Genomic DNA, 18,236 nt, shown 5'->3' with positions numbered 1-18,236 from the left:
TGGGTGTATTACACTATTAATAGTTGTATTACTATTAATTAGTTGTATATTTTAGTAGTCATAGTAGTCAATTAATTGTGATTCAGTAATTTTCTTGAGCTCTATGGTCTTCCAATTCGGGAGCATTAATTCTAATTAAGACCTTTATTTGGAAACCTTTGAGACTATGGTAGGACTCCATTGACCCATGTTGATGTTCAATACTTTGGCGTATTGTTCTTCTTACTTATTTTAATATCTGCTTTTTTTGATTCAGAAACAGGAATGATGGCTATTAACCGCTATCGTTTGCGTTCATTTGACCCGTAAAGGTAATGTCAAGGCGCAACGAGTAATACAGCTTTTACAACGGCCGGATCGATTAATTGGCGTTATTTTGATTGGTAACACTTTCGCCAATATTTTGGATTTGGTGATTGCCATCGTTATTGCTGTTCATTTTTTAGGAAATTTGGGAGTTATCGTTGCAACAGTAATTTTAACTTTATTGATTTTGATATTTGCAGAAACTACACCTAAAACATTAGCTGTCTTAATTGCTAAAGGTAGCTGCACATTTACCAGAGCCTTTAACAGAGCCTTTAAGCCCGAAGAGTTGCGAAGTATTGTTCGTGAAGTAACAGGAAAAAATCTTTTGGGTTATCAACAAATGCTATTACGCATTTTAGATTTAGAGGAAATGACAATAGAAGATGTAATGATACCGCGCAATCAAATATACGGTATTGATGTCACTGATGAGTGGGATAAGATTCTAGTGGATCTTTTGGGGTCAAAATATGATTCTTTCCCTCTTTTTTGAGAAAGTATTGATGATGTTATTGGGATATTAAACGTGCGCCGGGTGATACGTCTTCTTTTTCAGAATCAGCTCACTCAAGATAAATTGGTGAATGAGGCAGAAGAGGTTTATTTTATTTCTGATGTTACTTTGTTGAATCATCAGTTAGTTAATTTTCGACAAAAAATAAAACAATGGGGTTGGTGGTAGATGAGTATGGAGACATTCAAGGGCTTGTAACTTTACGAGATATTTTGGAAGAAATTGTAGGAGAATTTTCGATTGGTGTTGGGGTGATTTCTCGCGATTGATTCATAAACAAAAAGACGGCAGTTTTTTAATAGATGAGCGAATTAGTGTGCGCGATTTAAATCGTCTTATGCAATGGAATTTGCAAATAACGGGGTCTAAGACATTAAATAGGCTCATCGTTGAATATTTGGAAAGCATCCTTCTGAGGAGAGGAGCGAATTACTTTATTTGTTAATCGTTTTAATTGGAGCTATTCATTTGGCGTGAAATACTGCCGTTGAGCAAGGCCAAGTGATGCGTTTATGCGGTAGTCGTGATGGACAACATTGCGATCGTCAATGGATCCAGGGACAAATCATTCAAGAATTGAATACTAAAAAGCTCTGTCGATATTATGCCAAATATTTCTCCGGATATCGGTTAATATGGTGGAGTAGTTTAAATACTTATTTGGATTTTACTGTCAGTAGCTTTATCAGAGGCCAACAAGGTACTTTTTATTTTTGCCCTCCCTAACTAAGGATAAACAAGCTGCCGTGAGTTTTATAATCACTCAAAGTGGTCGATTATGTCTAAACCGTGCTAAAGTGTATGATTCTTATCAATTAATAGGGTTAATTCATAATGCGAATTATTTTATTAGGGCTTCCCGGAGTCGGTAAAGGAACTCAAGCAGAATTTATTGCCAAGAGATTGGATATACCCAAAATTTCGACAGGAGATATGTTACGTGCTGCTGTCAAAGCAAGAACTCCTTTAGGGTTAGAAGTAAAAAAGGTAATGGAAGAAGGGGGGCTTGTTTCAGATGACATTATGATTGCATTGGTAAAAGAACACGTGAATTCACCTGATTGTCGAAAGGGCTATTTATTAGATGGTTTCCCACGTACCACGGCACAAGCAGAAGCATTACATAGTCAGAAAATTAAAATCGATTTGGTAATTAATATCAATGTGCCAGAAGAAGAAATTATTGAACGTATGACGGGTCGATTGGTCCATACTGCTTCAGGCCGAACTTACCATCGACGATACAATCCTCCAAAAATACCTGGTAAAGATGATCTAACGGGTGAACCTTTAGTTCAGCGAGCCGATGATCATGAAGAGACGGTTCGAAAACGTTTAGCCATTTATAAACAACAAACTAGTCCTCTTAGCCACTATTATTCGGTGTGGAAAAAATCAGGCGATTCTCAGGCACCCCATTATTATCGTATATCAGGCCTTGGTACTATGGATGAAGTGTGGGAGCGTATTTTAAAGCTATTAAATAGCTACAAATTTGCTAATCGCAATGGTGTTAATTAATTAAAGATATAACGTGAACAGTATAATTTAACTTGAGAAATTCTCTAAAAGCCGGTTTCTTTAATGAGAATAAAGAAAAAAATCCCGCTTTGCGAATTTTTTTCAAAGAAGCTACGCTGCTGTTTTGCGAGGACGTCCACGGCGACGGGCAGCAGTTGACGCCATCGAAACTGTTTTTCTTGGGTGACCGCGATCACGTTTCGTTTTTATCGTGCTAACTTTGGGGGCTATTTTATGGGGAGGACCTGCTTGTTTTCTTCCAGTGGTTTTACCACCTCTGGTTGTGGTTCGTGATTTTTTTAGCCGCAGTTACTTTTCGGGCTGTATCTTTTGGAAGTTTAGCGAGTTTACGTGCAGCATCTTTCTTTGCTTTCGCTAATTTCTTTTGTGTGGTACGTAACTTCTTGCGCGTCGTCACGTTGTTTCGTGATACTTCTTAAACGTGCGGAATTTATTGAAGCACCACCTCTGTTGGACGTCCTCGCTTGCGAGAGATTTTTTGTTTTTTTTGCTGGAATCTTTTTCTCTATGATTAGCTAATAAAAATGATAATTAAATTTTACATAAAAAATTAATAAGTTTAAAGAAATAAGTAGCTTTTTATGATTTTAATAGAAAAATCGAGCGGAAGTGATAGAATTTTGATCTTTTAGAGCTCTTAAAAGAAGGAAGGGGAGAGGAAATCTGGCTGAGAGGAAAATTAGAGCTTGAATAACACCGCAAATTGCATTGACGATAGGACCTGAATGTGGAGCACAATATAATCTTTTCAATTTTTCTCATTTTCGCTGGTGCAGCAGTTCTATCAACTTTTGCTTTAATGACCCGCCAATCGATGTTGGTTGCTTACATGCTATTAGGGATTTTGTTTGGGCCGTGGGGATTAAAATTAATTGCTAATACCGACATGCTTCGAACGGTCAGCGACGTGGGAATTATCTTCTTATTATTCCTTTTAGGCCTTAATTTGCCTCCGCAAAAATTGATAACTATGTTCAAGGAAATCACCTGGGTAGCCTTAATCAGTTCGATCGTCTTCGCGATTATAGGATATCTCGTTGCTTATTTTTTTGGTTACTCGTCAGTGGAGTGCTTAGTTGTTGGTGGTGCGATGATGTTTTCCAGTACGATTATCGGCATTAAGTTATTGCCAACCACGATTTTGCATCATCAACATACCGGAGAAGTAATGATTAGTGTTCTTTTGCTGCAAGACTTAATTGCTATTGCCGTTTTGTTTCTATTACATGGGGCTTCACGTGAGGGTAAGGTTCTGGTTGATATTGGCTTAGTAATATTAGGATTCCCTGCTATTTTAATTTTTGCTTATTTATTTGATCGGTTGGTTTTATTTCCTTTATTTTCTAAATTTAATCGGATTAAGGAATATCTCTTTTTATTGGCAATTGGCTGGTGCCTCAGTATGGCTGAGTTAGCTTCATTATTGGGTTTGTCAGGTGAGGTAGGTGCTTTCATTGCTGGGGTTAGCTTGGCTTCAAGACCGGTATCTGTTTATATTTCTGAAAGTTTAAAGCCAGTACGAGATTTTTTCTTAGTTTTATTTTTCTTCTCTGTGGGGGCTACTTTCGATCTTAACTTTTTACCTCTTGTTATCATCCCTGCATTAATTTTGCTTGTTTTATTGATGGGGATAAAGCCTTTAACCTATGGGTTGTTGCTACGTTGGATGGGGGAATCCAAGCAAGTAGCTTGGGAAGTAGGAGTACGTTTAGGTCAAATTAGCGAATTTTCTTTGATTATTGCTTACATGGCTCTTAGCAGCCATATTATTTCAGATAAAGCAGGCTATTTAATTGAGAGTGTTACTATATTATCTTTCATCATTTCTTCATATTGGGTTGTTATTAAATACCCTACGCCTTTGGCAATGTCCGACCGTCTGCGACGAGATTGAGAGCTATGGGATAGTTGAAGAATGGATTGCTTATAGCCACAAAAAGATAAGCGAGAATGAGACCCATTTGAAAGTCAGTAGAGAGTGGCAGTCTATGTCTTTGACCACCATTTTGTTATTGTTTGGTGATACAGTGTTGGCTTCATTTTAATAGCTATAGCAGGCAATATCATTGGTTTGACACCTATTTTCATTGGCTGAAGGAAAACGGTTTGAACATTTGTCTTTTTGGCGTTGAATTGGCGGTGTTGGTATTGTTTTGTCCTGCCCCTGATTCCTATTTATATTCTGATTGCTCATTTTGTCTGTATCTCTTAACGATAGTCGGTTATTATTTTCTAACGGTGGTGGTTTTATGGTATTCTATGGATGCACGTCCCCTTGCTCTAGAAAATATAGCTCATGTAACAATTGGGGGGGGATTCTGATTAATGCCTATCGAACCCATCTTTGCATTGATTTTTTTTATTAATCCTCGGATCAACAACAAGCGTGGTCCTTTACACATTAGTAGCGAGCTTGAATCGCCATTTAGGAAATCATTCTCTGGAGGAGGAAAACAATTTGTACTTGGCAGCAAGGAGAGTGGAAGGCGTATTAGATTGGGTTCCTAAAGGTTGACTGTGGGTATTACATTCGCTCTCGTTGGTCACTTCTCAGCAACCTTTAAACGATGCTATTCCTATGTATACAATAGAATCGCTTCTGCGCGACAGCAGATCATCGAATACGGGCTAACCGCTTTAGGAATTGAAGAAGGTCATCCATTATTAGTGGAAGAAGGTGGCTATTGATGGATTAGTTAATCGAGCAGCGTTGTGGGTGTGGCTTGTGGTGATAGCCTTGTTTACAATTGGGTGCTGGATTGGTTAGATTACGAAACGATAATCACCCATTAAGCAGGAATCGTTTAAATAAAAAGATAGTTTAAAGAGTGAGATCATGACTGAGAAAAATGTAACTTCTCAGGATGTTGACCCCATAGAATCCCAGGAGTGGAAAGAAGCGCTCGATTCGGTTGTTCAATATGAAAGCGTCGAGCGTGCTGAATTTATTTTGCAACAATTATGGTCGCATGCCAGAAAAATTGGTGTACCTGTTCCCGCTGGTATTTATACTTCCTACATTAATACAATTCCTGCTAACGCAGAAGCTAAATTGCCCGAGAATGAAATAAATATTTTACAGTGTTTAACGAATTATATGCGATGGAACGCCCTCGCTATGGTAATGCGTGCGGGTCGTAAAAAAGCCGGACTAGGAGGACATCTTTCCAGTTATGCTTCGATAGCAACTTTAGTCGAAGTGGGATTAAATTATTTTTTTCATGCGAACGATCTGGTTTTTTTTCAAGGCCATTCCTCGGAAGGAATTTACGCACGTGCTTTTCTTGAAGGGCGGCTAACAGAAGATGAATTAGTTCATTTTCGTCAAGAAGCTTTAACTAAGGGAATTTCTTCTTATCCCCACCCCTATTTAATGCCCCATTTCTGGCAATTTCCGACCGTTTCTATGGGTTTAGGACCATTAATGGCTATTTATCAAGCCCAATTGTTGAAATATTTACACTATCGAGGGTTGGCCGATACGGCGAAGCGCAAAGTATGGGCTTTCTGTGGTGATGGTGAAACGGGTGAGCCTGAAACTTTAGGTGGATTATTGGTGGCAATTCGTGAGCGTCTTGATAACCTCATCTTTATTATTAATTGCAATTTGCAACGTCTCGATGGACCTGTTTCAGGTAATGGAAAAATTATTCAAGAATTGGAAGGTATTTTCCGCGGAGCGGGATGGCGGGTGATTAAAGTTATTTGGGGCCATAATTGGGAACAATTGTTTCAAAAAGATAAATCCGGTTTATTACTAAAACGCCTGGGTGAGATGGTGGATGGAGAATACCAAGCGTATTGTGCTAAAGGCGGTGCTTATTTACGAGAAAATTTATTTGGCAAGTTCCCAGAATTGAAGGAGCTTGTCTCTGATATGAGTGATCGTGAACTGGAACAATTAACGGATGGAGGTCATGATCCTCAAAAGGTTTACGCGGCTTATACGGAAGCACTAAAGGAAACGGGAAAGCCAACCGTCCTGTTAATGAAAACCGTCAAAGGTTACGGTTACGGCAAAGAGGGAGAGTCTCAAAATATTGCTCATAATTTAGAAGAAATCAGCGACGAAGGGTTAAAGATCTTTCGTGATCGATTTAAATTATCCCTCTCGGATAAGCAATTAAAAGATCTGAAATTTTATAAACCGGCTGAAAAAACTCCCGAGATACAGTATTTACATAAACAGCGTGAAAAGTTAGGAGGGCCATTGCCAGTGCGCGATGGTTGTTATGAGGCTTTGAAAATTCCGGATTTAAGCTTATTTGAGGGCCTTTTAAAAGGCACTGGCGATCGCTCAATTTCAACCGGGGCAGCGTTTTCTCGAATTATGGGATTGTTGTTAAGGGATGAAAATATCAAAGAACGGCTTGTTCCAATCGTAGCCGATGAAGCTCGAACGTTGGGATTAGACGGGTTGTTTAGACAAACGGGTATCTATGCGGTAGAAGGGCAAAAATACACTCCGGAAGATGAAAAGAAATTAGTTTATTATCGTGAACATCAATCCGGACAAATATTGCAGCAGGGCATTTCGGAAGCAGGTGCTATGTCCAGTTGGATCGCTGCTGCTACCTCATTCGCTAATAATAATTGTCCTCTAATTCCTTTTTACGTGTATTACGCAATGTTTGGTTATCAACGTGTGGGTGATTTAGTGTGGGCGGCTGCGGATATGCAATCACGAGGTTTTATTTTAGGAGGATTGGGAGGCAAAACTACCTTGGCGGGTGAAGGATTGCAGCATCAAGATTCGCATAATTTATTGATGTTCAGTATGGTACCCACCTGCAGGGCGTATGATCCTGCTTTCGGTTATGAGCTGGCTGTAATTATTCAAGATGGCTTGCGCCGCATGTATCAAGACAAAGAAAACGTGTTTTATTACATCACACTCATGAATGAAAGTTATCAACATCCGCCGATGCCCGAAGGAGTTGAAAAAGGAATTATCAAAGGGATGTATTTGTTTAAAGAAGGCAATAGAAAATTGCCCCAGTGCGTCCAATTGTTGGGAGCAGGAGCTATTTTACTTGAAGTTATTGCAGCTGCCGAAATTTTAGAGCGGCAATTTAATGTAGCTGCGGATGTTTGGAGCGTTCCTGGTTTTAATTTATTGCGTCATGATATCGAATCTGTAGATCGTTATAATCGTTTGCATCCTCAAGAAACTTTGAAAAGAAGTTATGTAGAAGAGTGTTTTAATGATCGAAAGGGTCCAGTGATTGCTGCTACCGATTATATGAAATTACAGGCAAATCAAATTCGCCAGGCAATTAAAAACCCTTATTATGTGTTAGGAACTGATGGCTTTGGTCGTAGTGATACTCGATCTGTCTTGCGGGATTTCTTTGAAGTAGATGCCAAGATGATTGCGTATACAGCATTGAAGGCGCTAACGAACCAAGGTGAATTTGAAATGGGTCAACTCATAAATGCCATACAGAAACTAGGAATTGATCCGAATCGACCTGATCCGTGGAGAAGATAAAAAGGGGAAGATGGTGGCAAATTCGATAGAAAAAATTTCTGTACCGGACTTGGGTGGAGTGTCCGAAGTTGACGTCATTGAATTATTAGTAAAACCCGGTGATCGAGTAGCAAAAGAAGATGGTTTAATCACTTTGGAAGGCGATAAAGCTTCGATGGATGTTCCTTCACCCTTAGCTGGTACGATTAAAGACATTAAAGTAAAAGTTGGGGACAAAGTTAAAGAAGGAGATGAAATTTTAACTATCGAGGTGAAGAAGGGCGAAAAAGAAGACAAAGGGAAAAAAGAAGAAAAAGAGGACGAAAAAGAAGCTGAGAAAGAAAGATCCGAGAAAAAAGAAGTAAAAGAATCTCCCAAAGAAAAGAAAGCAAAACCAGAAGAAAAAACTGAAATAGAGGTTTCCAAAGGCGAAGGTTTTGGTACTACTGTTCATGCGGGACCCGGTGTTCGTCGAATCGCGTGTGAATTTAGTGTCAATTTAACTAAAATTAAAGGAACTGGTCAGAAGGATCGTATCCTCAAAGAGGATGTTCAGCAATACGTAAAGCAGCAATTAAAAATTGCGGAAAAAAAAGGGGGTGAACGGTTACGGTTCTTCCCTCCCGCACCCAAAATTGATTTTTCCAAATTTGGTGCTATTGAAGAAAAAGCCTTATCTAAAATTAAAAAAGCTACAGGCGTTAATCTCACTCGTAATTGGATGACTGTTCCTCATGTAACTCAATTTGGAGAAGCAGATATCTCTGAGCTTGAAGCATTTCGTCAAAGTCAAAAATCTTATGCAGAGAAAAATAAGCTTCGATTGACTCCCTTAGTGTTCATTATAAAAGCAGTAGTTAATGCGCTTAAAAGATTCCCCCATTTTAATGCGTCGTTAGACCCCTCGGAGGAATATTTGATTTTAAAAAAATATTTTCATATCGGCGTGCCGGTTGATACTCCTGAAGGATTAGTGGTTCCCGTTATTCGGGACGCGGATAAAAAGGGATTATTCGAATTGGCTAAAGAACTGGGCGAAATTAGTGAAAAAGCTTGTACCAAGGGCCTAAGTTTGAATGACATGCAAGGCGGTTGTTTTAGTATTTCCAGTTTGGGAGGAATCGGAGGCACAGCTTTTACGCCAATCATCAATGCGCCCGAAGTAGCGATTTTAGGAGTTTCACAAATGCAATGGAAATCCGTCTGTTCTAAAAGTGGTGATTGTAAGACCCGACTAATGTTGCCCTTGAGTTTATCTTACGATCACCGTGTCATTGACGGTGCTGATGGAGCGCGGTTTATTGTTTATTTGGCTGAACGTTTATCCGATATTAGAACACTATTATTGTAGCTGCTGGCTTCTCTCATAAATTAGGGGGGGAAGATGAGAAAAGGAATAGATGCTTTAATAACTCATAAAAACGAGAGGAAAGATGGCAAAAGAAATTAAAACTGATGTTGTGGTGTTAGGGAGCGGACCTGGAGGGTATGCAGCAGCATTTCGGGTCGCTGATTTGGGAAAAACGGTCGTTCTAGTAGAACAATATGAGACAATCGGTGGCGTTTGCTTAAATATGGGGTGCATTCCCTCAAAAGCTTTATTGCATGTGGCTAAAGTTGTTGATGATGCTTACAATATAGCGTCTTTTGGTGTGGATTTTAACAAACCCAAATTAGACATAAGTAAAATTTACGAATGGAAAGAAGGTGTTGTTAAAAAGTTAACAAGCGGACTAAAAATGATGGCGAAGCAGCGCAAGGTCGAAATTGTTACGGGTTATGGAAAATTTACTTCCTCCAATAAATTATCTATCGATAATAAAGAAAAAACAGTTATTCGCTTTGAGCAAGCAATTATTGCCGTAGGCTCACAGCCCTTAAAACTCCCCTTTATTCCTGATGACCCGCGAGTAATGGATTCCACAGATGCGCTAGAACTAGAAGAGGTGGAAGGTCATTTATTGGTAATAGGGGGTGGCATTATCGGCTTAGAAATGGCCACGGTTTACCACGCATTGGGCGGTAAGATTAGCATAGTAGAGCGAATGGATCAGATTATTCTTGGAGCAGACGCAGATGTAGTGAAGCCCCTCTACCAACGCATTCAGAAATGCTATAATGAAATTTTATTGAAAACCAGTGTAAAAAAAGTAGAAGCTAAAGAAGATGGATTATATGTGTCTTTTGGAGGTGAAAACGCTCCTAAGCAACCGAAAAAATACGACCGCATTTTGGTGGCGGTGGGTCGTAGTCCCAATGGTAAATTGATTGATGCAGGAAAAGCGGGAGTTAAAGTTGACGACAGAGGATTTATTGCGGTGGATAACCAGATGCGAACGAATGTTTCGCATATTTATGCTGTTGGTGATGTCGTTGGCCAACCCATGTTAGCCCATAAGGCAACCTATGAAGGTCGGTTAGCAGCTGAAGTAATAGCCGGTAAGAAACATTACAACGATGCTCGTTGCATTCCAGCCGTAGCCTATACAGATCCAGAAGTAGCCTGGGTTGGGTTGACGGAAAACGAGGCAAAAAAGGAAGGGATTAAGTACGAGAAGGGAGTATTTCCTTGGGCGGCTAGTGGCCGTGCTTTATCCTTAGGTCGCAGTGAGGGTTTTACTAAATTGCTTTTCGATGAAAATGGCACAGTGATTGGGGGGGGCGTCGTTGGTGTAAATGCAGGTGATTTAATTTCTGAAATAGCCTTAGCTATTGAAATGGGTTGTGATGCGGAAGATGTGGCGCTTACCATTCATCCTCATCCAACTTTATCGGAAACAATAATGATGGCTTGTGAAATGTTTGAAGGAACTATTACGGATTTAATTCCTCCTAAAAGGAAATAAGCACTCATTCCCAAAAAAAATTCTCTCACTCTATCTCTCCCCCAAGCGGGGGAAATGCTGGATTAGCGTCGCAGGCGTGTAGTCTACTTAAAAAGGTAACTCAATGACAAAACATAATTGATATATTATTATGTCTTGGCACAACACCAAATTTCAATTTTTTCTACGTTGCCGCCGTTATTTCTTAAGACCCGAACAATTTCATTAATCGTACTTTCCGTTATCATCACATCATTTAAGACAGCAATATGCTTAGCTGAAAATGATTTTTTTCAGCACAAAGGCATTTTTGACGTTTTTAATGCGCTGTGATGTAGACAATTCACTTTGTGGTTTAGTATTCTCGATTCAATTAATGCTTCGGAAATCGAGCCGGATTTTTAATCGTTTGGAGATTGGCCTGGCGATTTCTAAGGATTGATTAAAACCTCATTCTTGCAGACGCTTTTTTGTGCAAAGGCACAGGAATTAATAATTAAAAGCACGTAGAGAAAAATAGGCCTACAAAATTTTTTGGTTGAATTTCAACATGGAAATTAAACGATCGATAGGAATAGGATTAGCGTAGCGAAATAAAGTTAAGGATTGGCCGTCAAATGAATTTAAATTCCAAGGCAGCTCTCTATTACAAAGTTCACAGATCATGGGAGACTTATCGAGGTAGTAGTCATAACAAAAAAGACATTTTTGTGGAAATAGCTAATCGATAAGCTGGTGCATAGAATACTTCATAAGTTTTACACTGGAAAAAAGTTGGTTGAGGTATTAGGCTCTTAGTTAAAAGCTCCTTCAATACAGTAAATTTTAAAGAGATATTTGTCACAGAATCTTCCTTCGAATCCGCTTGCTGAATGGGTCAGATCTGTCTTTAACAGGGTTTTAATCTAGAATAAAAAGCCTAAAATAGGGATTGTGAAACAAGAACCCTTTAGTATTGATTCCCAAGCGGTAGCAAAAGCTCTGGAGGCTGCTGCTAAGACTTACGGAGAAGGAGGAGAAATCCCTGGCGCCATCGCTGATCGGCTTTTAGAACGGCTGGATTTCATTCGTCTCAACCCTTTGCGGGTAGTAGATTTCGGTTCTCGAATGGGACATACCACAAGAGCGTTATTAAAGCGCTATAAGAAGGCTAACATTATTAGCTTCCATTTTTCTGTATCTTTGTTAAATCGAGCTAAGGATGGTTTTTGGAGGCGCCATCCGAAAATGGTAGTGGGGGAATATACTCTTCTACCGTTTATGGATCAGTCTGTCGATTTGATTTTTTCTAATTTAACATTTCAGTGGTCTTTTGACCTTCAGAAAACTTTGCAAGAATGTCAACGAATTTTGCGACCGGGAGGACTTTTGTTATTTAGTACTGTGGGACCTGATACATTGAAGGAATTACGAGCGAGCTTTTCCGATGAGAAGCGGCATGTCCATACTTTCTACGACATGCATGATATTGGCGATATGCTTATCCATTTGCATTTTGTTGATCCGGTTATGGATATGGAATACTTGAGCGTGCGTTATTCTTCAGTTCTTCAGCTGATGGCGGATTTAAAAGCTATAGGCGCACATAATGCTGCTCAGGATCGATCTCGAGGATTAATGGGAAGAAACCAGTGGCATCAAATGCTGAAAGCTTATGAAAAATGGCGAGACGAAAATCGCGCCATTCCCGCAACGATTGAAGTCATTTATGGTCATGCTTTAGGATCTGAGGTTGCTTCCTTCCAAAGCGATCAAGAGCAAGAAGTCTTAATCCCAGTGAGTCATATTAAACGGAGACCAAACAATGGAAAAAGTTAAAAAACCAAAGCACAATGGCCGGAAATTTTAAGTGATGAAGCTTATTTTGTCACCCGTGAAAAAGGTACGAGAGAGCATTTAGGGTAAATATGGTTAATTTAATGAAGAGGGCATTTATCAGTGTATTTGTTGACGAAAAAAGCAAGATTCATGAGGTCAGGTATCAGAATTAGTTTCAAATGGGACTAATACGTCCTTTCCTTGCCGAGAAATTAGGAGTTTGACTTTTTGTTCAGCTTCCGTCAACGCGAGTTGGCAGTTGCGGATGAGATTGACTCCAATTTCAAATTTTTTAAGAGATTCCTTGAGAGGTAGACTCCCTTGTTCCATAATTTCGACGAGTTCGGTTAATTGATCGAGTGCTTTTTCAAAATTAAACTCTTTCTCTTTTTTCTGAGGTGTGAAATACCTTCCTTAATTAATACCGATGATTCTCACCCATGCTATTTGTGAGCACGTCACGGAGTTAGTGTAGCATTTTTCATCCACAAACTGCTCAATTTTGTCTAGTCTAGTGGGTAGTTTCCGGAGATTAAATCGTCTCTTAGCTGGCAACGAATACCGTGGTTTTCTAATAGAGCCTTTGCACTATAACCATCTACCGTTTTTTTTAAAAGTTTGAATTAGAATCATTTCAATTTTCTCGAGGTTTAATGGCTAAATCTTCGAATTTGTCTATTTTGCGTTTGCTTTTGCCGGTAAGGTTTAGACTTCTTCGTCAGAAGTCTGAAGAAATGCTTTATACCAATTGCCAATAGCGAAAAGGGCTCGGGAGTTCTAGGCAATACTACTTCATCCATTTCCGCGCTTAATTCCTGAATAGTCGATTCCGGAGCAACCGGGGTCGCGATAATTAGACGCTGACAATCCAGTTCTTGAAGAAGCTTAATTGCAACCCGCATAGTAGCGTCTGTTGCGATACCGTTGTCGATTAAAATTATTATTTTATCTTTAGATATTGGGAGCAGTGCGGTGACCACGATAACGTAAATCTCGCTCTTTTAGAATTTTCTCCTGCTCGGCTTTTACATTTTGGATTGTTTCTCGTGAAATTAGGAGTTTTTGGACGATGTATTTATTTAAAACCACAATATCATTTGATGCGATAGCGTCTATAGCAAGTTCTTCCTGTCCTGATACACCTAATTTACGAACTAGGAAAACATCCAAAGTTAATTGGAGGGCTTGGGCGACTTAAAATGCCACCAGCACGCCGCCTCGAAGTGAAGCGAGAATTAAGGTATTGGGGCGCCTCGAATAGTTTCCTAGCACTTTAGCGAGCTGTTTCTCAGCATTTTTCCGATCCCGGAAAATCATATTAGGTCTCCATAATTCTTTATTTTGATTATAGGAATAGATCATGGCGCGATACAGCAGCTTATTTAAGAAGTTTAACCTCAATTATGGCAAGTTAACTTAACTATACTGCGTGGGATTCAATAAAATAAAGACTTCTCATCGACCTTCGTGGTTTAAAGTGTCTAGTTTTTGTAAAATTTTTGAGGGATTCAGGCGGGCTCATAGAGTAAGCTATTTTTAGAGTAAGCTATTTAATTCTTTTTTTATTTTTAAAATTTATGTATTACTGATTGATATTTTATATTTAAAAAAAATATATTTTTGATTTTTTAAGTATGATGATCCCTCATTTGATGGAAATGTCCATTTTAGGATTATTGTTATGATTATAATTTATTATTCAAATCAGAATTAATAAAAATATACTTCCTTTTTTTTTTAAATTTACTTACAATTTGTTGTTCCTACTCTATTAAAAGGAAAAAAATCATGGTAATAAAAAAACAAACTTCTCGAAAATCTAAATCTGGAAAATCTAGAACAACAAGAATATCAACCGTCAAAAATCGGATGACGAAAACTCAAGTATTTGCTCACGTAGCTGAAATAACGGATCTTACTAAAAGACAAGTGACCCGGGTATTTGAGGCATTGGCTGATTTAGCACAGGCTCATCTTAAAAAAGGTGGGGTAGGAGAATTTGTTATTCCAGGCCTAGCTAAATGTGTCGTTAAGCGGAAAGCAGCGACAAAAGCGCGTAAAGGAATTAATCCATTTACGGGTGAACCGATGACTTTTAAGGCTAAGCCAGCGCGAAATGTTGTTAAAATCCGCCCGCTCAAGCGATTAAAAGAAATGGTAGAGTAAGGAGGGAGGTAAGATGAGAAAATCCACAAAATCAACTGCTCTTCAGAAAGCTGAAATGGCAGTAAAAAAAATAAAGGTGCGATTGAAAAAAGCTGAGGCAAAAGTTAAAAAGGAATCGGCAAAGGTAAGAAAATCAAGTAAAAAAGTGGCAAAAAGACGAGATACGATGCTGAAGAAAAAAACACCAATGAAAACTAGAGCAAAACGCAAAAAAAACATTACGAAGTCCGTTAAAGCTGAAAAAAAAATTGGCCGTTCGCGTAAGAAAAGCTCTCTTTAATTTCGTTGGTAGCGGTTCTTCATTCAACGCTGATTGAGCTCAGAGCTGACCTGAGCTCAATCAGCGTTTTTTTTGTTATAATGTCCTTATTATATTATTCACTACCACCAATATTCACTACCACCAAAAAAATTTTGGATCGGTTTCATAAATTTTTCTTTATTTATCCCCACTTAAATGTAAGTCTAGCGCCTGCGCTCCCGTCTTCTTATTATCAATTGATACCATACCAGGACGGAATAGATTGGCCAAAAGATAAAGTTTATGTAAATTAAGGACATTGAATGAATATTTTATCGCAAGTTGCGTAGCTTCCGTTGCATAGCCCTTCCCTTCTTGACCTAGTGAAATAATTATGGCAAATTCGCAACGTCAATGAATGAAATTAATTTCCATTAGCTCCACCAGTCCGACTTTAAGATCTGCTTTCTCTTTAATAATAAAATGCCTTTTAGATTGATCATGAATGTGTTTAATATGCAGATCTTCTAGATCCATGTATGATTCGTAAGGCTCTTTAAACCAGTATGACATAATCGAAAAGTTATTATTTAATTCATGGACGAACTTCAAATTTTCTTTTTCTAAAGTAGACAGATAAATCTTATTACCGAATAACCGAATAACCGAATAACCGAATAACCGAATAACCGAATAACCGAATAACCGAATAACCGAATAACATACAGCTCCTCGAGTTTAGGCGGTGAACGTAATTCAAAGATTTGGATTGGCTATGTTTTTCTATAATTATATGAAATTTCTATAATTATATGAAATAATTAAGGATTTACCAACTGGAGTAGTATTTCATGAATTCTGTTGGCTATTTTTTCTGTTTCTTTGAGCCTGTTTTAGTAGGAGAAGTTAAAAGAGGAGAACAATAATAAAAATTTGGATGATAGCCTGTATGCTTTTTTTCTGTATGCTCCTTTTTGATTAAGTGCCCAATGGAAGACCTATTCTAACCCGGAGTATCAATTTAAGGTAAGGCTATCCTTCCTCTTTGAAAGATCCAAAAGGATTTTAGTATGGCTTATTTTGTAGGCAGAGGGTGGAGCATCGATACTTATAACGACAATAATGTGCAACAACACACTTATGTGGAAATTCAGCTTCAAAATATAAGAAGTACTACTTAAAGATAGACAGGAATATTATTATTAAGCTTTTGTGAGGGTAGGGGTGAGCACTTTCTCTGAAGATCTTCTTAATTGTGAAAAAAGTTAAGTAATTTATCTCAAAATTTCCCACGTGAAAAAATTATTAACGGCAAAAAATTTTATGTGTTTGATTTTTTTTTTAGATTTGGGTATATCCCAATTTAATAAGAGAAATATTTATAAAGAGAAATATTTATAGGATTTTTAAATCAAGGCAAGTCTTATATCGTTGAACATATTGAAACAGATTCGCTTCGGAATTTAATCCGCAAGTATGAAGAAATGAATAGGAAAAAATCAAATTTTGGCTGAAAAAATAATTGATGCTTTCGAATTGACAAATTCAGTTTAATAACTTGCGATATGGAACCGTCTATTGTAAATTGACTTTGAGTTTATTTCGTGAGATGAGACTAAAATGCCTATTGAGATTGGACAACCGCCTCCTAATTTTACTTTGCAAACTGATGAAGGAGAATTGTTGTCGCTTAAAAAGCTGAAGGGGAAAAAAATTATTTTGTACTTTTATCCTAAGGATGACACTCCAGGATGCACAAAAGAAGCCTGTGGATTTCGTGATGTATGGTTTGATTTAATTAAGGCAGGAGCAACGGTTCTTGGCATTTCAAAAGATAGCGTTAAAACCCATCAATCTTTTAAAAAAAAATATAATTTACCCTTTCCTTTATTGTCGGATAAAGAAGGTGCTATATGTGAACGATACGGTGTTATGGTTGATAAAAATCGTTTTGGAAAGAAATATAGAGGAATTGAACGTACCACCTTTCTTATTGATGAAAAGGGTAACGTTTCCGCTATTTGGTCCAAGGTTAAAGTAGAAGGCCATGTTTCAGAAGTTCTAAATGAAATTTTAAAATAAGCTTGATGATCATATAGATTCAATTAGAGGAAAATGAATGTCTCAGATATTTCATGATTGTTTCCATTCGAGCACTGTGCCAATTTCTTTCGATGAATATCAAACTCTCTATCAAAAATCGATCCAAGACCCAGAAATTTTTTGGGCAGAGCAAGCGGAAAAATACATTAGTTGGACATGGCGCTGGGATCAAGTCTTAACGGGTGATTTTTCACAAATAATGTTCGTTCGTTTCCGGGAGCATTATTGAATGCTTGCATGAATTGTATTGATCGCCATCTCTCCGAGCGCGCTAATCAAACTAGCATTATGTGGGAAGGGGGACGATCCCTCTCAGTCGGGAAATTTAACCTATCATGAGTTGTATGAAGAAGTTCGTTGTTTTGCCAACGGCCTAGAGAGATTAGGTGTTTCGAAGGGCGACCGTGTTTGTATTTACATCCCTATGATACCGGAAGCAGTGGTGGCAATGTTGGCTTACGTGCGTATCGGAGCAGATTCGGTCGTGTTTGCGAGATTTTCTCCGGAGAGCTTAAAGAAGAGGATTAACGATTCTGAATGTTCTATCATTATAACCGCGTGCGTTAATCAGCGAGGAGGAAAAAACTATTATACGCTTTAAAGACTAACGTTGATGAAATTATTGATGAATGCCTTTCTGTCAAGCACGTGATCGTTGTAAGTCGGACGAAGTTAGCGGATAAAAAGTAATATTTGGGATATTGAATATAGGAATTTGATTTCTAGCGAACTCCCCTGAATGTCCTGCGGAACCTATGGAAGCTACAGATCCACTTTTTATTTTATATACGTCTGGTTCGACAGGAAACCCAAAGGGAATATTGCATACTCATGGAGAATATTTGTTGTATGTAACTATGCCTTTTCAATTAGTTTTTAATTATCAAAAAAAATGATATTTTCTGGCGTACAGGCGATGTCGGATGGATTACGGGACAGGGACATTCACATTTGGTCTATGCTCATTTAGCCAGCGGAGCAACAACGCTAATGTTTGCAGGTGTTCCGACTTACTCCGGCCCCTCTCGTTATTGTCTCGTTATTGTCTCGTTATTGTCTCGTTATTGTCTCGTTATTGTCTCGTTATTGTCTCGTTATTGTCTCGTTATTGTCTCGTTATTGTCTCGTTATTGGGAAGTGATTGATAATACATGGGGTAAATATTTTTTATACGGCTCCAACAGCGATTCGAGCATTAATGTGAGAAGGAGAGGAGGTTGTTAAACACACAAGCTGTCAGACCTTAAA

22 protein-coding genes and 2 pseudogenes are annotated in these 18,236 nt (G+C 38.4%); 19 read left to right on the top strand and 5 right to left on the bottom strand.

The window, feature by feature from the left end:
* Positions 1-180: 180 nt before the first annotated feature.
* The 5 genes and pseudogenes from CleRt_RS14245 to adk all read left to right on the top strand — a co-directional run.
* A pseudogene (locus tag CleRt_RS14245) lies at positions 181-529 on the top strand (CNNM domain-containing protein); the annotation flags it as partial.
* 306 nt (positions 530-835) lie between these two features.
* The gene (locus tag CleRt_RS12290) at positions 836-991 is read left to right on the top strand and encodes a hypothetical protein (protein ID WP_235378934.1); all 156 of its coding nucleotides are present in this window, start codon (positions 836-838) and stop codon (positions 989-991) included.
* Positions 976-1,092 (top strand): hypothetical protein, encoded by a 117-nt coding sequence (locus CleRt_RS14240; protein WP_371440223.1) that lies wholly within the window; start codon positions 976-978, stop codon positions 1,090-1,092. Before CleRt_RS12290 ends, CleRt_RS14240 begins: the two co-directional genes overlap by 16 nt.
* Positions 1,093-1,324: 232 nt before the next feature.
* The gene (locus tag CleRt_RS10295) at positions 1,325-1,549 is read left to right on the top strand and encodes a hypothetical protein (RefSeq protein ID WP_157870880.1); all 225 of its coding nucleotides are present in this window, start codon (positions 1,325-1,327) and stop codon (positions 1,547-1,549) included.
* Between the two features lie 108 nt (positions 1,550-1,657).
* The gene (gene adk, locus CleRt_RS06235) at positions 1,658-2,344 is read left to right on the top strand and encodes an adenylate kinase (RefSeq protein WP_048875481.1); all 687 of its coding nucleotides are present in this window, start codon (positions 1,658-1,660) and stop codon (positions 2,342-2,344) included.
* A 44-nt stretch (positions 2,345-2,388) separates the two neighbouring features.
* On the opposite strand, the gene CleRt_RS12285 is transcribed toward adk, so the two are convergent.
* Positions 2,389-2,541: a hypothetical protein gene (locus CleRt_RS12285; RefSeq protein ID WP_235378933.1), complete on the bottom strand. Its 153-nt coding sequence runs from the start codon at positions 2,539-2,541 to the stop codon at positions 2,389-2,391.
* A 71-nt stretch (positions 2,542-2,612) separates the two neighbouring features.
* Positions 2,613-2,762 carry a hypothetical protein gene (locus CleRt_RS13475; RefSeq protein WP_306686681.1) on the bottom strand — a complete coding sequence of 50 codons (150 nt, stop codon included), beginning with the start codon at positions 2,760-2,762 and terminating at the stop codon, positions 2,613-2,615.
* 330 nt (positions 2,763-3,092) lie between these two features.
* Between CleRt_RS13475 and CleRt_RS06225 the strand changes: the two genes are divergently transcribed.
* The 7 genes from CleRt_RS06225 to CleRt_RS06200 all read left to right on the top strand — a co-directional run bounded on the left by CleRt_RS06225 (position 3,093) and on the right by CleRt_RS06200 (position 12,478).
* The gene (locus CleRt_RS06225; RefSeq protein WP_048875480.1) at positions 3,093-4,259 is read left to right on the top strand and encodes a cation:proton antiporter domain-containing protein; all 1,167 of its coding nucleotides are present in this window, start codon (positions 3,093-3,095) and stop codon (positions 4,257-4,259) included.
* A 212-nt stretch (positions 4,260-4,471) separates the two neighbouring features.
* Positions 4,472-4,687: a hypothetical protein gene (locus CleRt_RS12280; RefSeq protein WP_235378930.1), complete on the top strand. Its 216-nt coding sequence runs from the start codon at positions 4,472-4,474 to the stop codon at positions 4,685-4,687.
* 195 nt (positions 4,688-4,882) lie between these two features.
* The gene (locus CleRt_RS12275; protein WP_235378929.1) at positions 4,883-5,053 is read left to right on the top strand and encodes a hypothetical protein; all 171 of its coding nucleotides are present in this window, start codon (positions 4,883-4,885) and stop codon (positions 5,051-5,053) included.
* A 148-nt stretch (positions 5,054-5,201) separates the two neighbouring features.
* Entirely contained in the window at positions 5,202-7,856 is a 2,655-nt protein-coding gene (gene aceE / locus CleRt_RS06215) for a pyruvate dehydrogenase (acetyl-transferring), homodimeric type (protein WP_048875479.1), read from the top strand.
* Between the two features lie 13 nt (positions 7,857-7,869).
* On the top strand, positions 7,870-9,186 hold the full coding sequence (locus CleRt_RS06210) for a 2-oxo acid dehydrogenase subunit E2 (protein ID WP_048875811.1): 1,317 nt from the start codon (positions 7,870-7,872) through the stop codon (positions 9,184-9,186).
* A gap of 82 nt (positions 9,187-9,268) precedes the next feature.
* Positions 9,269-10,681, top strand: coding sequence for a dihydrolipoyl dehydrogenase (gene lpdA / locus CleRt_RS06205; protein ID WP_048875478.1), 1,413 nt, complete (start codon positions 9,269-9,271; stop codon positions 10,679-10,681).
* Between the two features lie 912 nt (positions 10,682-11,593).
* Positions 11,594-12,478, top strand: coding sequence for a methyltransferase domain-containing protein (locus CleRt_RS06200; RefSeq protein WP_048875477.1), 885 nt, complete (start codon positions 11,594-11,596; stop codon positions 12,476-12,478).
* 156 nt (positions 12,479-12,634) lie between these two features.
* Here the strand turns inward: CleRt_RS06200 and CleRt_RS09250 are convergent.
* The 3 genes and pseudogenes from CleRt_RS09250 to CleRt_RS12265 all read right to left on the bottom strand — a co-directional run.
* Positions 12,635-12,859 (bottom strand): annotated as a pseudogene (locus CleRt_RS09250) (exodeoxyribonuclease VII small subunit); the annotation flags it as partial.
* 269 nt (positions 12,860-13,128) lie between these two features.
* Complete coding sequence (locus tag CleRt_RS12270) at positions 13,129-13,458, bottom strand: phosphoribosyltransferase family protein (protein WP_235378928.1); 330 nt, start codon at positions 13,456-13,458, stop codon at positions 13,129-13,131.
* A complete protein-coding gene (locus CleRt_RS12265) occupies positions 13,430-13,648 on the bottom strand; it encodes a hypothetical protein (RefSeq protein ID WP_235378927.1) in 219 nt (72 codons plus the stop codon). The genes CleRt_RS12270 and CleRt_RS12265 overlap by 29 nt, the downstream gene beginning before the upstream one ends.
* 618 nt (positions 13,649-14,266) lie before the next feature.
* On the opposite strand from CleRt_RS12265, the gene CleRt_RS06190 reads away from it, so the two are divergent.
* From CleRt_RS06190 to CleRt_RS12255, 7 genes are all read left to right on the top strand, one after another.
* Positions 14,267-14,644 carry an HU family DNA-binding protein gene (locus CleRt_RS06190; protein ID WP_048875476.1) on the top strand — a complete coding sequence of 126 codons (378 nt, stop codon included), beginning with the start codon at positions 14,267-14,269 and terminating at the stop codon, positions 14,642-14,644.
* A 55-nt stretch (positions 14,645-14,699) separates the two neighbouring features.
* Complete coding sequence (locus tag CleRt_RS06185; protein WP_235378926.1) at positions 14,700-14,924, top strand: hypothetical protein; 225 nt, start codon at positions 14,700-14,702, stop codon at positions 14,922-14,924.
* Positions 14,925-16,505: 1,581 nt separating this feature from the next.
* Complete coding sequence (gene bcp / locus CleRt_RS06175; RefSeq protein WP_048875474.1) at positions 16,506-16,967, top strand: thioredoxin-dependent thiol peroxidase; 462 nt, start codon at positions 16,506-16,508, stop codon at positions 16,965-16,967.
* A 37-nt stretch (positions 16,968-17,004) separates the two neighbouring features.
* Positions 17,005-17,217 (top strand): acetyl-coenzyme A synthetase N-terminal domain-containing protein, encoded by a 213-nt coding sequence (locus CleRt_RS10785; RefSeq protein ID WP_053097919.1) that lies wholly within the window; start codon positions 17,005-17,007, stop codon positions 17,215-17,217.
* A gap of 18 nt (positions 17,218-17,235) precedes the next feature.
* The gene (locus CleRt_RS10780) at positions 17,236-17,589 is read left to right on the top strand and encodes an AMP-binding protein (RefSeq protein ID WP_053097917.1); all 354 of its coding nucleotides are present in this window, start codon (positions 17,236-17,238) and stop codon (positions 17,587-17,589) included.
* Between the two features lie 154 nt (positions 17,590-17,743).
* Complete coding sequence (locus CleRt_RS12260; protein WP_235378925.1) at positions 17,744-17,884, top strand: AMP-binding protein; 141 nt, start codon at positions 17,744-17,746, stop codon at positions 17,882-17,884.
* Between the two features lie 94 nt (positions 17,885-17,978).
* Positions 17,979-18,212: a hypothetical protein gene (locus tag CleRt_RS12255; RefSeq protein ID WP_235378923.1), complete on the top strand. Its 234-nt coding sequence runs from the start codon at positions 17,979-17,981 to the stop codon at positions 18,210-18,212.
* Positions 18,213-18,236: the final 24 nt, after the last annotated feature.

The sequence above is a fragment of the Candidatus Coxiella mudrowiae genome, assembly GCA_001077715.1.
Lineage (GTDB): Bacteria > Pseudomonadota > Gammaproteobacteria > Coxiellales > Coxiellaceae > Coxiella > Coxiella mudrowiae.
The sequence above is the reverse complement of the archived record's forward strand: the minus strand, read 5'-3'. Positions and strand labels throughout refer to the sequence as shown.